General features: G+C 42.2%; 11 protein-coding genes. 7 read left to right on the top strand and 4 right to left on the bottom strand.

What is annotated here, in order from left to right:
- Window positions 1-159 precede the first annotated feature (159 nt).
- From AB4135_RS16935 to AB4135_RS16925, 3 genes are all read right to left on the bottom strand, one after another.
- Complete coding sequence (locus tag AB4135_RS16935) at window positions 160-1,389, bottom strand: OmpP1/FadL family transporter (protein WP_371994644.1); 1,230 nt, start codon at window positions 1,387-1,389, stop codon at window positions 160-162.
- Between the two features lie 178 nt (window positions 1,390-1,567).
- Window positions 1,568-2,353 (bottom strand): formylglycine-generating enzyme family protein, encoded by a 786-nt coding sequence (locus tag AB4135_RS16930; RefSeq protein ID WP_371994643.1) that lies wholly within the window; start codon window positions 2,351-2,353, stop codon window positions 1,568-1,570.
- 155 nt (window positions 2,354-2,508) lie between these two features.
- The gene (locus tag AB4135_RS16925) at window positions 2,509-4,065 is read right to left on the bottom strand and encodes an arylsulfatase (protein WP_371994642.1); all 1,557 of its coding nucleotides are present in this window, start codon (window positions 4,063-4,065) and stop codon (window positions 2,509-2,511) included.
- Between the two features lie 356 nt (window positions 4,066-4,421).
- Here AB4135_RS16925 and AB4135_RS16920 point away from each other — a divergent pair, with 356 nt between their 5' ends.
- The 7 genes from AB4135_RS16920 (at window position 4,422) to AB4135_RS16890 (ending at window position 12,550) form a co-directional block, all read left to right on the top strand.
- Entirely contained in the window at window positions 4,422-5,606 is a 1,185-nt protein-coding gene (locus AB4135_RS16920) for a GAF domain-containing sensor histidine kinase (protein WP_371994641.1), read from the top strand.
- Window positions 5,599-6,189, top strand: coding sequence for a response regulator (locus AB4135_RS16915; RefSeq protein ID WP_371994640.1), 591 nt, complete (start codon window positions 5,599-5,601; stop codon window positions 6,187-6,189). Before AB4135_RS16920 ends, AB4135_RS16915 begins: the two co-directional genes overlap by 8 nt.
- Window positions 6,190-6,311: 122 nt before the next feature.
- On the top strand, window positions 6,312-8,534 hold the full coding sequence (locus tag AB4135_RS16910; RefSeq protein ID WP_371994639.1) for a tetratricopeptide repeat protein: 2,223 nt from the start codon (window positions 6,312-6,314) through the stop codon (window positions 8,532-8,534).
- A 110-nt stretch (window positions 8,535-8,644) separates the two neighbouring features.
- Window positions 8,645-9,430, top strand: coding sequence for a hypothetical protein (locus AB4135_RS16905; RefSeq protein WP_371994638.1), 786 nt, complete (start codon window positions 8,645-8,647; stop codon window positions 9,428-9,430).
- 193 nt (window positions 9,431-9,623) lie between these two features.
- Window positions 9,624-10,886 (top strand): anaerobic sulfatase maturase, encoded by a 1,263-nt coding sequence (locus AB4135_RS16900; protein ID WP_371994637.1) that lies wholly within the window; start codon window positions 9,624-9,626, stop codon window positions 10,884-10,886.
- Window positions 10,887-11,088: 202 nt separating this feature from the next.
- The gene (locus AB4135_RS16895) at window positions 11,089-11,898 is read left to right on the top strand and encodes a RecX family transcriptional regulator (RefSeq protein WP_371994636.1); all 810 of its coding nucleotides are present in this window, start codon (window positions 11,089-11,091) and stop codon (window positions 11,896-11,898) included.
- A 91-nt stretch (window positions 11,899-11,989) separates the two neighbouring features.
- Window positions 11,990-12,550, top strand: coding sequence for a dihydrofolate reductase family protein (locus AB4135_RS16890; RefSeq protein WP_371994635.1), 561 nt, complete (start codon window positions 11,990-11,992; stop codon window positions 12,548-12,550).
- Between the two features lie 122 nt (window positions 12,551-12,672).
- Here AB4135_RS16890 and AB4135_RS16885 read toward each other — a convergent pair whose 3' ends face one another.
- Window positions 12,673-14,082: a hypothetical protein gene (locus AB4135_RS16885; RefSeq protein ID WP_371994634.1), complete on the bottom strand. Its 1,410-nt coding sequence runs from the start codon at window positions 14,080-14,082 to the stop codon at window positions 12,673-12,675.
- Window positions 14,083-14,086 lie beyond the last annotated feature (4 nt).

Below are 14,086 nucleotides of genomic sequence, written 5' to 3'. Positions count from 1 at the left end.
GCAATAAAAAAGCTTAGTCGGTAAAGACTAAGCTTAAAATTACTGTAAAGGTTTTTTGGCAAATGTGGTAGTTTTCAAGTCATCTATGTGGATTACAGCACAATTAGTAAAGCTGTATAAAAGCGATCACTCCAGACTAAAGCCATTCAGTAAAGTAGACTAGAACACCCAATTCATGCTGATCCCGGCAATGGCGGCATCATTGTTATAGCTACCTTGCAAACGACTATCTGCAATACCGTCATAGCTGATCTCAGGTGAACCTAAGTCAAGATATTCAACAAAAAAGTTGACCGAGAAATCGTCAGACACTTGATAGGTAGCGCCAGTACCAATGCGGATAATTTGATCTACAGGTAGATCGGGATACTGGTTAAAAGCGTCATCGAATGAATCGCTAAGCGGTGATGATTCGTAACCGACGCCAAACTCTAAACGCCACTGATTAGTCAACTGATAGTGCATCCCTAATGAAGCGCTATAAGTATCGTCCCAGTTTCTGTCGACGTTTACTTGACGACCAGAATCATCCAAAATCAACACACTTGATTGGTTTTTACTCCAATCTTGCCAATCTAAAGACCATAACAAAGCAAACTTGTCAGTCAGACCATGGTAACCACTGAGCTTTACAATTGCAGGTGACACCAGCCCCAAACTCGCATCATAAATACCACCATTACCATTGCGGTCGAGATTTACGTCGCCTTCTAGGGTGTGGTCAAGGCCAGAGCGAACCGTTAAACCCAACATGTGATCTTCATTGATGCTGTAATGCAGCCCGAGGTTAACGCCAAATTCTACAGAACCTGCTTCATATTCAGCACCAATGTTTGGAGTGAACTGTTGGGTTTGCACTAGAGATGCATATTCAGAAACCAAGCCAATACCCACTGCCCATTGATCATTTAATTTATAGGACACAGAGGCATTGACTTGCACAGTCACCAAATCGATAGAACTAATAAGGCTTGCCCCACGCCAATCATCACCATAATCTACAGATGCCCCACCTTGGGAAGCTAGCGCTAAACCAAATGCCCATTTGTCGCTTAGTGGGTTAACCCAATACACAGATCCAAGCGGTGTGACACTACCTGCATTGCCACCGTCAGTTCCGCCACCAAAGTTGCCATAAGATCCGCTATCTTGGTATTCAATATTTAGGTCAAACGCTTGCAGGCTACCTGTTAAAGTTGACTTTTCAACGAGACTCATTGCTGCAGGGTTTGAAAAAGCACTCTCTGCACCTTCTGAAATTGCCGCACTACCGGCACCTGCAGTACTCGCGTTTAAACTGCCTAATTCGCCTAAAATGGTGCCTGCAGCAAAGCTTGGAGTTGACACTAAAGCGATAGCTACTGCTAAAGGTTTAAGTAGAAATTTCATTAATTAATCTCGAATGTTGTTACTAAAAATGATGGTGCCATTATCACTGTTAACGAACTGAAAGAAGACTCGGAGATTTGCTAGTTTTAGTACTTATAGCGTTGAGATATGAGCCACTTAACAAAAATGAAAATGCCGCTGTTAGCGGCATTTTCAATAGATTTATAGATGTTGAAACTCAGTTTGCGGGTAATACTAAACGCAGACCTATATCTGGCATTACCGCACTTTGACTTGCAGAATCTCTAGAATAATTTGCAGACTCATCGGTGTCATAGGCCAAGCTACCTCCGCGAACAGATTTATATGAGAGATGGTGAGTAGACTGAATAGAATTGACAGGGTTGTGAGAAGGTCCGTGGCGATAATAATCTGTATCGAATGCATCCTCTACCATCTCTCCGACGTTACCCGTCATATCGTAAATCCCTAACTCATTAGGCTTTTTAAGACCGACAGCATGTGCTTTATTGCCAGAGTTTCCAACATACCACCCGACTGTATCGATATCGTCTGATCCGCTATAGCGGTAGCCTTTACTCTTCAATCCACCTTTAGCTGCGAACTCCCACTCAGCTTCGGTTGGCAGTCTAAACTGTAAACCCGTTTGTAAATTTAATTGGCTAATAAAGTACTTTGCTTGTTGCCAGCTTAGATTATTCATTGGCATATTGGGTCCAGCAAAATACGGAGTTGCTCCACTCAATACTGAATCGAATAAAGCTTGAGTGACTTCATATTGAGCAATATAAAAGCCATCGACTGATACCTCACGTGCTGGACACTCACTAATAGTGCCTGTTCCACAAGCGCTCCCCATACTAAATGACCCGCCTTCAACCCAAACCATTTCTGACAGGAGTTGTTGTTTTAGTTCAATATTAAGATGCTCATCTATTGAGACAGCACATCCTTGCAAGAGAACCAGTAACAACATAGTTGTAGGAATTAAATTAAGGCGCATAACGACTCCAACGGTTAAAATATAGCTTAAATTGTATACCTGTAACCGATATATAACGCCTCGGAGAACTACTAGTTCAATGCAAAAAAGCCCCTAGATTACATAACCTAGGGGCCTTGCTAACGATGGAAATCGTTAAATATTACAGTCTTTATTTAGTTTTGCTGTGCTTCAAGAGCCTTTAATACTTTCTGCATTTTCAGGGTGTTATAGTTAATACCCGCTGCACTAAAGCCTGCACCTGGCTGGAATGGATAGTCTTCGATTGTACCGAGGAACTTACCCACTTCTTGAGACATTGGTACAAACAACCACATGTTATCAATCATCCAACGTACATACATACCAGACTCTTTAGCTGCTATTTCGAAAGGATCGGCACGTAGGTTAGTCAGAGAAGCCCAAGCTGGTACATTACGCACCGCTGACTGCATGTCACCGTCCATCATCGCAAATGACGCTTTCCAGTCATTCCAACGTACAGCATTTAGCTCACCGTTTGCACTGAAGTACATCTTACTTGTGCGTGGACCTTGTTCTACTTCACCCTTAAAGAAAGGCATAAAGTTGCTGCCATCTAAATGTACACGCCAATCTTTACCGTTAAAGTTGCTGCCCTGTTTTAAATCTTCAACAAGCGAATCTTCACCCGTTGCCGCTAGCAATGTTGGCATCCAATCTTCATGTGACATCATCGCATTGATTTTTGTACCAGGCTCAATCACACCAGGCCAGCGAACAAGCTGAGGTACACGCATACCACCTTCAAACGTAGTCCCTTTTTCACCGTGGAATGGTGATGTCCCACCGTCAGGCCATGTGAATTTTTCTGCACCGTTATCCGTTGAATAGACAACGATTGTGTTATCAGCAATTTTCAATTCATCTAGCGTATCAAGTAACAATCCTACATGATCGTCATGTTCAATCATTCCATCAGGGTAGAGACCGATACCAGTAATACCATCGTACTTCTCTTGTAGACGTGTATGTACGTGCATTCTTGATGCATTCACCCAAGCAAAAAATGGCTTGTCTGCTTTGACAGCTTTTGTCATGAATTTAATTGATGCACCAACAAACTCATCATCTGCAGTTTCCATACGTTTACGCGTCATAGGGCCAGTATCTTCGATACGACCATCTGCATAAGAATGGATTACACCACGTGGACCATACTTCTTTTTAAACTCAGGATCTTTCGGGTAGTAATATGTCTCTGGCTCTTCTTCAGCATTTAAGTGATAGAGGTTGCCAAAGAATTCATCGAAGCCATGTGCGGTAGGTAAATGCTTATCTTGGTCACCCAAGTGGTTTTTACCAAACTGACCAGTTGTGTAGCCTTTATCTTTAAGTGCATCAGCAATAGTTGGTGCCCAATCAGGGATCCCGCTATCTGAACCTGGCATACCAATGGTTAAAAGACCGGTACGGAATGGATGTTGACCGGTAATGAATGATGCACGACCCGCTGTACAACTCTGCTGTGCATAGTGGTCAGTAAATAGAGCACCTTCGTTTGCGATACGGTCAAGGTTAGGTGTTTGGTAGCCCATCATGCCTTGGTTGTACGCGCTGATATTGTAGTAACCAATATCATCACCCCAAATAACTAGAATGTTTGGACGCTCTGGATCTGTGGCAGCCATTGCAGATGAAGCGGTAGCAGCTATACCTACGCCTAATGCAACTTTAGATAGTATTTTGGACATTTCATTCCCCTTGGTTAGATCTTTTTCAATCACGGTAATTAAACGAGCTAAAAACCAGTGACACTAAAACGATGGCGTCATTAAACGTCTAAACCACAATAAAAAAACCTCGAAGAAATACTTGTTCGCAGCAAACTTGCTTATTGGATTGACAAACTTGAGAGCCGCATCAAGTCCTTTCTCTGAAATGAAACAGATAAAGTACAATTATCTCAATACATTGACTCTTTCGCCTGGCACTAGTAATTATCCTTGTTATTGTTCTCAAAGTTATGTTTTAGTAGCGAATGTCAGTAAAAGACGCTATTTATAAGTTAACTAAACATTCGCTTTCTATTGATTACAGGGCACTGAATATGGATGTAGAACCTATCTCAATTGCAGAACATTTCTTTGCCGATATTTCCAATCGCTTATTAGAAGAAGACACGGCGAATATTCCCGATGTTATCTGCGCAGGTCTTTCCGAATACTTGCCTTATGCTAATGTCCAAAGAATGTCTTTAGTTCGGATAACTAAAGATAAGCAACATGAAGGGGCTTATTCCGTTGCAGCACCAGGATATACACCAACAAAAATGGTTGGAGTTGGGTTTAATAGTCCCTATTTAGACAAAATATCTTTAGGCGAGATGATTGTACACTCAGGTTCAATCGAGGACGTTTTCACTAAAAGCGAAATTAGACTCGCCAATATGGAAGGCGTTATTGCCCATGCAGTGATCCCAATTAAAGTTAAAGATCGTATTTGGGGTGCAATTGCGTGCAGTCGTTATAAAGAGCATTCTGACTGGTGCCCAATATTACTTGAACGAATTAAAACACTCGGCCAAGTGCTGGCCGCGTCCTACGAGCGCTACCACTTTTGGTTATCACTGCAAACCAAGAATAAAGAGCTTGAATCACTATCGCGTCACTTGATGGAAAATCAAGAAAGCGAGCGGCGCCTGCTATCCCGGGAATTACACGATAATTTTTCGCAGCGACTCGCCCTACTCACCATTAAAGCAAATAACGTATTTGGTATAGTACGTGAAAGTGTTAAACCAGAAGCAAAAGAGCTACACGTCAATATTCAGCAAATAGCAAAAGATATGCAGGCGCTATCACGCTCATTACACCCTGCTATGCTTGAAGATCTCGGGCTGATTGCTGCTTTAAAGTCTGAAGCTAGGCGCATCACCGAAGTAAAGGCATTAGAGCTACAAACCATGTTTGGTTACATTCCATCATTGAAAAAGGAAGTATCGCTTAACCTTTATCGAATATTACAAGAATCATTAAACAACGTGATTAAACATTCTCAAGCTTCTGCTGTTTTCATTTCATTAGAGATTGTAGACAATAGTTTAGCTCTGCAGATCTTAGATGATGGGATTGGCTGCAAAGATACACTCGAAAAAAGTAAAGGTAGTATAGGTTTAGTTAGCATTCGAGAAAGAGCACAACTATTAAGTGGTAGCGCCGAATTTACCAGCCCAGAAGGTGGTGGCTTTGAAGTTAACATCACTATTCCAGCAATAAAGGAACACTATGAGTAGAATTATAATCGCAGACGACCACTTAATCGTTGCTCAAGGTATAGCCGGTTTATTAAAAGCTGAGCACCAGATATTAGCAATTGCAAAAGATGGTGAGGAACTCATTGAACTGGTCAAAAAGCACGACCCTGAACTCGTTATCACCGATATTAGTATGCCGGGTATGACCGGTATTGCTGCTGTAGCAGCACTCAAACGAATTAAGAAAGATTTGAGAGTTATCTGCTTGACCATGCACGATGAACAGGAATATGCAGAAGGGGCGATTGCTGCTGGAGCATTAGGTTATGTGCTCAAGCATGAAGCAACTGATGATCTTGTCGATGCTGTAAATTGTGTGTTAGCTGGCAAACAGTACTTATCTAAATCAGTACAAGTACAAGACACTGCGCCGAGTCTTTCAGCAAGACAGCTGAGTGTATTACGTTTGTTAGTGCAAGGTAAATCAGCAAAACAGGTTGCCGATGAACTGTTTATTTCTCCAAGAACCGTAGAGTTTCACAAGTATTCAATCATGAAGCTCATTGAAGCCAAGACGAGTGCAGAGCTTATTCAGTATGCACTTTCTCGTGGTTTGGTATAAAAGCACACTTAGATACGGAAATCTTCAGAAGGGACATTATTATTAAACGCTTACAACAATTAGTAGTTACTCTATGGCAGCCCAAAATCCGCTTAATAGCGATGTCACTAACAGGGCTATTGGTGACTCAGCCAGCAGTTGCTACTGAATTTGTTGGCTCTTTTGAATGTCAGCAATGCCATCAACAAGAGTTTGAACAGTGGACCGGCTCTGATCACGATATGGCAATGAAGCATGCGACAACATCATCAGTTGCCGCTGACTTTAATACCAGTTTTATTTATTTGGGTAAACCAAACCGATTTTTTCGTAAAGGCGAAGAATATTGGGTAAATATTGAAGATGGCAGTGGCCAATTTAGTGACTTTAAAATTAGTTACACCTTCGGGATTTCACCATTACAGCAATATATGGTCGAGTTTGAAGATGGTCGAATCCAGCTTATTCCGTTTGCTTGGGACAACCGTCCTAAAATTGAAGGTGGCCAAAAATGGTTTCACCTCTATCCAGATAACAGTGCTAAGCATGATGATTTTTTCTGGCAAAATGTCGGTCAAAATTGGAACTTCATGTGTGCAGATTGCCACTCAACCAATGTAAAAAAGAACTATGATTTTGAAAAAAACCGTTTTGATACGACATTCTCAGAAATCAATGTCGGCTGTGAAGCCTGCCATGGCGCGGCGAGTAAACATCTATCCTGGGTAGCTAACGGAGACCTAGCAAAAGATAATAAAGATCAAAACAAAGGCTTCAACAGAGATTTAACTAAGCCCATTTCACAGTGGACTTGGCAAACGAGCACTCAAGCAACAAATAAAAACGCCAATACAGCAATGCCCGTCAATAAAGGGCACAGTGATCAACTGCAAACTTGTGCACAATGCCATAGCCGCCGCTTACAAATAAGTGATAGCAACCCTCTAGTTAACAGTGACTTTGGAGATCGTTACCAGTTAAACCTCATTGGCCAAGAACTCTACTATGACGATGGGCAGGTTTTCGATGAAGATTACGTTTACGGTTCTTTTTTACAATCAAAAATGCACCATAACGGTGTGGTATGCAGTAATTGCCATAATCCTCACTCAACCAAATTGGTTTTGCCTGAGAATGCACTCTGTAGTCAATGCCACAGCCCTGCAAAATTCGACACCAGTGAACACCATCAGCATTCGGCAAACAGTAGTGGTGCACAATGCGTTAATTGCCATATGCCGCAAACAACCTATATGCAGATTGATAAAAGGCGTGATCATAGCTTTAGTATTCCTATACCGGCCAACTCGCAGCGCATAGGAACGCCCAATGCCTGCAATCAGTGCCATATAGATAAAGACATAGCATGGGCCGTCGAAACAACGACGCGCTGGTACCCCAGTCTAAACACCTATGATGCAAAACATTTTAGCAGTGCATTCGCTGGGGCTCGTGCTGGAATGCCAGCGGCTGCAGACCAACTATCTTATATTGCACAAGACCATCAGCAAGCTGCAATTATTCGTGCCGCAGCCATTGAGCGCCTGCAACAGTATCCCAGCCGTAACGGCGTTGTAGCTATAGCGAGGGCGACCCGTCACGACGAACCAATGCTTAGACTTGCCACTATTCAAGGAAGTGCTCCCTACCCCATTGCTGACAGATGGCGCATGCTAGCGCCCTTACTCAATGACAAAGTACTTATGGTGCGCAGCCAAGCTGCTGGCGCTTTAGCGGGATTCTGGCCAGAGTTGAGCCCAGAACAGCGGCGGCAATTAGAGTCTTCCTTGGCCGAGTATATAGAAATATTGAAATTTAATGGCGATAGAGGCTTTGCCAGAACGAATCTCGGCCACCTTTACGCTAATCAGGGCAAAGTAGAGCAAGCGATAGCTGAATATAACGCTGCCATTGCAGTACAAGCAAACTATGCTGCGGCCTATATTAACCTAGCCGATCTCTTTCGAGGACAAGGCAAAGACCAAAAAGCGATGGAAACCCTTAAACAAGGTATTAGAGCTCAACCGACTTCAGGAACACTTCAGTTCAGTATGGCACTGGCACTGTTACGAGCGAAGCAGACAGACACTGCGATGGAATATTTAGTTAAGGCCACAGAGCTTGAACCTAATAACGGTCGTTTTTGGTATGTTTATGCTATCGCAATAACACCAATTTCTGTATCGAAAGCGGGAACGGCTTTTGACAAAGCCTACCAAGTCAGCGGCAATCCGCAGTACTTATATGCTTTATGTGAATTGATGCTTAGCAATAATAGCCCACAAGCTAAACAATGCTTACAAGAGCTATCAACTCGCGTACCCGCTGATGCTATCGAGCAACTTAAGCGCCGTTTTCAACAGTAAATCGGCTTAAGGTTAACAATATAAGTAAAACTGGGATAATTGCGAGTGTTCCAGTTTTCTCTTCCCTTTTACTATTCACCCAAATCAAGTTTTATCAATGGGTGAACAGAATGGAAATCCGAAATACATTATTGACCGCTATCGCGTTATCTTTGCTGCCAAGTGCCGCTGTGGCTGAACACAGCAAAGAAGTCCAAGATATGTCTGACCCCCTAGCGGTATATACCCAAGTCGGCGGTTCATACGGTACAAATGGTGTTAACTTAAAGTTAGGTAAAACACTTGATACAGGATCAGCTACAGATATGTCGATGATTCTTTTTGAAGTTAAAAGCATGTTTGGTGAACACACTAAAGATGATGGCTCAAGTGCAATGAATCCTGACATGGCCAATGACGGGATCTCCGAGCTCCGCTTTAGAAAGTTCGATGTTGATATGACAAACGGCCGTGGGATCTCAATGGATGTTATTCATAATTTCGACACCAACTCAGGAACAGCGTCCATCGGCATGATCCAAGCTTTACCTAAAGTCGGTTTTTGGCAGGCATTCCCTATTATCGCCGCTGGTGTGCAGTACAATGATGGCTCAATGCGTTCAACAGATGGTGAATCCACCGGTCTACATTCTGACTTTGCGTTTGCTAGTTTCACCTTGTATAACAAGTTTCAGCTAACCGATACGGTATGGGCCAACTACAACCCTGTTTATACTCAAGCTATTTTTGGTGATCAGCTCTACACTGATAATCTACGTGGTAGTGACGGTTTGACCCATGAGTTTGTTTTGAGCTGGCAGATGACTCCCAAGCAGAACTTTCGTCTTTGGTATAACACCACACAGAACAATTTCAGCGACGGTGACTTTCGTTTAGAGTACAACCAGCAATTCTAGTCGCAGTCTTTTGAAAAAACAAAAAAGTCAGCTTGTCGCTGGCTTTTTTTTAAACGAGAACGACCAAGCATTCGCTGGTAAAAACACCTGTTTTCATCGTAATGGGCCACGATTCACAAGGGTAGATTAGCTTTCGCTTTATAATCACTGATGTTTATTTATGAACACTAAAAAAGTTCCTAAGGAGTTAGTGATGCAACCTATCAAAGTCAATTTACATAATGGCAAAGCAAGTAAACGATTTCATGTGATGAGTAAGCCTATCGGCGCCGCATGTAATATCGACTGCACTTATTGCTATTACTTAAGTAAACAAGACCTACTTGAATATAAAAAGGGTTGCAGTCCAGAGATGCCTTTCGCGGAGCTTGAGTCTTACATCAAACAATATATTGAACAACAAAACACGCCTGAGATCATCTTCACTTGGCAAGGCGGTGAACCAACCATGCTTGGGCTTGACTATTTTAAAGAAGTGGTTCGTCTACAGCAAAAGTATGCACCTAAAGATGTCATTATTGCGAATGACTTACAAACTAATGGTACCTTGCTGACTGATGCATGGTGTTACTTCCTGTCCAAGCATAATTTTCTAGTTGGTTTAAGCATTGATGGGCCAGAAATGTACCACAATGCATACCGTAAAAACCGAGCAGGTCGTGGTACCTTTAAACAAGTCATGGCAGGAATAGCGCTATTGCACAAACATAACGTCAATTTTGCTACGCTGACATGTATTAATAAACTGACTAGCCAGAACCCATTAGCGATCTATAGGTTTTTGCGTGATGAAGTTCGCTCACCTCAAATTCAATTTATTCCAATTGCAGAGCCTGAAACATTTAGGGAAACAGCACCGCATCATTGGCAGAAAGAGCAGCTACCAATTTTAGGCAGTAAGCAAGCACAACCAGGTGAATTAGGCTCAGTGGTTACACCTTGGTCTGTCTCCAGCGAAGGCTGGGGAAAATTCTTATGTACTGTATTTGATGAATGGATTCAGCATGACCTTGGGCGAGTCAATGTACAATATTTTGAAGCCTGTGTTGAAACCTGGATGGGGAGAACCAATCCATTATGCACATTAGGTTCTTTGTGCGGTAAAGGCTTAGCAATGGAACCAAACGGCGATGTCTTTGCCTGCGATCATTACGTTTATCCAGAGTACAAAATAGGCAATATTCACCAGAAACCACTTGATCAAATGGCTTTCTCAGCAAAACAACAAGATTTTGGCTTTGCAAAAAGCCGCAGCCTGACCAAGCAGTGCCAAAACTGTGACTACAAATTTGCCTGTTTTGGCGAGTGTCCTAAGAATCGTTTTGTACGCTCTTTTGACGGTGAAATGGGTCATAATTATCTTTGCCAAGGCTGGCATATGTTTTTTAAACATATTGATACCTATATGTGCCAAATCGTCAGTTCGATGGGTTACCAAGTAAGAAAATCAATTTAGCTACAACATATAGCGGCATAAGCATTAATACGCGCATGCCGCTTCTTCGCTCCTAGAACCAATGATCGACACAAAGATCATTGAGCCCACCCACATCGCTCAGCTTAATCGTCAAGAATGAAGAAAACGAGCAAACGTACTCAAACAGCCATCGGTCTGATACACTCGAAAAGGTTAACTTCAAAGGTCAGATCAACTTCTTATGCAACGTGCAACGCTTCGCCAAGCCAAATCAATTGATAACGTCTACAACAGTGCTTATTGGCACTTAAGCCAACAAGATTTTACCATCAATGAAATTCGCTCTAAGCTTGAACGTAAAACAGATAAACAAGAGTGGATAGAAACGGTTCTGACCAAACTTATAGAAAGCGGTTATCTGAAGAGCGATGCGGAGTTTGCTGTGCGTTATTGTGAAATGGCTTTTAGCAATGAAATCGGTTCAGGTGCCATAAAGCGAAAGTTACAGGTACGTGGTCTTTCGGCTACTGATGTAGACACAGCAATCGAACATGTTATTGAAGCTCATCAAATCGATTCCTATAAGATGGCGACCAGTAGGCTCCTGAGTCGATTTGAACACTTTAACAATACCAATAAAGAAAAAGTTTACGCCCAAATGACCACCAAGGGCTTTAGCCGCGCAGAGATCGACTACGCCCTGTCACAACACCCCCAACGTAAAACATTACGCAGTAAGCTTGCCGTAAAAGCGGATAAAATTGAGCTAAGCTCAGAAGTTGTAAAACTGTTTAATAAGGGTAAAGGGGAAACTCTTATTTTACAGGAGCTAAAGCGGCGGCTAATTGATGTCACTGAATTTGAACAAACCGTTTATCAGTTAGCACTTTCAGGAGATATCGACTTCTATGAAAGCTGTAAAGCAGAGCTAGCCAAAAAACGCTATGACTTATCCGACTATAAAGATAAGTCCAAAGCTTACGCTTATTTGTCTCGTAAAGGCTTTAGCAGTGATGAAATAAAGGAAGCGATGCGGATTGAAGACGAATAGTGCGTCACATCAGCTCAACGAAGGTAAGATTTCATCTATGCCAAGCCTTGGACTATAATTTTTCTGCAAAACGAATATCTGAGATTAAAATATGAAATGTTCTGTCTATATTGCAACCAGCACCGACGGCTTTATAGCAAGAAAGGATGGTAGTGTTGATTGGTTACATAGCGCTGGCAACTCACAAGCAGATATGGGAAGCCACGCCGATATGGGTTTTGCTGATTACATATCTTCAGTTGATTGCTTAATCATGGGCCGCAAGTGTATGGAGATGATTGCCAGCATGGAGCTGTCTCCTGAACAATGGCCCTATGGAGATACGCGCATCATTGTACTCAGCAATACTCTTAAGCAAGCGCCTAGCAACTTACAAGATAAAGTAGAAATGTACTCAGGGGATCTGACTACGTTAGTTACTATGCTTGAAAGTGAGGGATATCAGCATGCCTACATCGATGGTGGCACCACCATCCAATCATTCTTAAACCTCAAGCTAATCAATGAAATAACCATTACGCGCGCGCCTGTTATCTTAGGTGAAGGCATTGCGCTATTTGGCAAAACGGCTACTGATATCAAGCTAATTCAAGCGAGCGCGATTGCGTTTGCCAACGACTTTGTACAAGTAAATTATCAGGTTAGCTATTAGTTGGTAGTTCCGTTTTACATTCAGGCTGCTCTAGCTAGGAGGACCTGGCTAGCAGGGTCTAGCTAATGGAGCAATTCTATCGACAGTATCCAGAGGAACCCACAAATAAAGCTATTTTAGAGTTAACTGGCGCTTTTATTTGATATAAACCGCCAAAACATAAAATAAAACCTACGAGTTTTCAATGATTGTCCAGACTCTGTATTTGGGTTACTAAACCCCCGCTGCCAACGATTCAACAAGTTTTCATTAGTCTGTCCTTGGTTTATCTTCAGGAATTCATTCTCCTTTTCCCCGTGGATTGAATCATCCAACAACCTCAGATTAGGCTTATATGTCGCACGTTTATTCTTGTCACTATTGCGCCAATACAAATATTGCTCTGTACGTGCGAATTGTTTATTAATTACAGTACAAGCAAATAAAATAGCGACGGGAAATTGTTGCTTTTGAATGCGCTTTCTAGAAGAAATCCCCCCTATCACCGTTAAAGCCAATAGTACGAGCAACATTAAACCATATAGCCAGTAAGCGTTAACAAAGCTCAATGGCGTGTGAGTGACTTGCCATGATAGCGCCTCAGCAGTAAGTGCCGTTAACTCTTCATCTTTGGTGTTCCACCAGTAAAAAGACAGTTCAGGTAGATTCACTTCGCCGCTGTTCTGCACGATATAAGTTTGTTGATAGACTTTGCTCGCGCTGAAATCACCACGATTCTGGTTATCTTTGCTCTCTACTGGACCTCGATATCCATATAACATCTCCGATTTTGAAAGCGGAAAATCGGGAAACAACATGGCGCTGCTGTCGGTCGCATTGATGGTCAACGTACGAGTGATGGCATCACCTATATGCAATTCACTGCCATTTTCTGGTGTTATTTTTTGTTTAAATGTGACCTCTGGCGAGGCGATATAATGATTTGTATTAGCTAACATTTCATCAGGAAGTGCAACAGCAAACTGTTGAGGCTGGGTGTACAATGTGCCTTTAACGTTAGAACCTGGTTTATCCGCTACATTCACGGTTACCGCTATTTTAGGAACAGTTATTGCGCCTACTTTTTGCGGATAAAGCGTCAGTTGCCATTCTTGTACTGACCAAGTTTTTCCATCAACTCGATTTGTGTAGTTATTCGCTAATTTTTTACGTCTAAGTACTATTGTGTCTTCAACATCAAAAGCACTAATGTGGGTACCACCTGCAAACCATGTATCAGTAGCAATCTGTATATACAGATCAACTTGCTGCTGTGGAGCAACCGCTTTTAGCGGCGCTAATCGAGTGCTTATAGTTAACTTTCCCGCCTGCCGTAATTCATTAATGCTGCTGGGTGGTATTGTCGTAATAGTCCCATCATCACTTGCAAAAGCAAGGTTGGAAAAGCTAGTTAATACAAACAAAACAACTAAAAGTAATAACCAAACTAAAGTGATACTAATGACTTTAAATAAACGATTAAGTGACGACAGAATGGGAAATAATCTCTCCAAGCTCTCTTCATCTATTTGAGCGCGCTCATTGGTTAACATAAAG

Source organism: Shewanella sp. 10N.286.54.B9 (genome assembly GCF_041468565.1).
Lineage (GTDB): Bacteria > Pseudomonadota > Gammaproteobacteria > Enterobacterales > Shewanellaceae > Shewanella.
This window is presented reverse-complemented; position numbering and strand designations above follow the sequence as displayed.

Bases quoted from the DNA above. Each gene is read 5' to 3' on its own strand.
- AB4135_RS16935 (WP_371994644.1), bottom strand. From the start codon at position 1,389: ATGAAATTTCTACTTAAACCTTTAGCAGTAGCTATCGCTTTAGTGTCA.
- AB4135_RS16930 (WP_371994643.1), bottom strand. From the start codon at position 2,353: ATGCGCCTTAATTTAATTCCTACAACTATGTTGTTACTGGTTCTCTTG.
- AB4135_RS16925 (WP_371994642.1), bottom strand. From the start codon at position 4,065: ATGTCCAAAATACTATCTAAAGTTGCATTAGGCGTAGGTATAGCTGCT.
- AB4135_RS16920 (WP_371994641.1), top strand. From the start codon at position 4,422: ATGGATGTAGAACCTATCTCAATTGCAGAACATTTCTTTGCCGATATT.
- AB4135_RS16915 (WP_371994640.1), top strand. From the start codon at position 5,599: ATGAGTAGAATTATAATCGCAGACGACCACTTAATCGTTGCTCAAGGT.
- AB4135_RS16905 (WP_371994638.1), top strand. From the start codon at position 8,645: ATGGAAATCCGAAATACATTATTGACCGCTATCGCGTTATCTTTGCTG.
- AB4135_RS16900 (WP_371994637.1), top strand. From the start codon at position 9,624: ATGCAACCTATCAAAGTCAATTTACATAATGGCAAAGCAAGTAAACGA.
- AB4135_RS16895 (WP_371994636.1), top strand. From the start codon at position 11,089: ATGCAACGTGCAACGCTTCGCCAAGCCAAATCAATTGATAACGTCTAC.
- AB4135_RS16890 (WP_371994635.1), top strand. From the start codon at position 11,990: ATGAAATGTTCTGTCTATATTGCAACCAGCACCGACGGCTTTATAGCA.
- AB4135_RS16885 (WP_371994634.1), bottom strand. From the start codon at position 14,082: ATGTTAACCAATGAGCGCGCTCAAATAGATGAAGAGAGCTTGGAGAGA.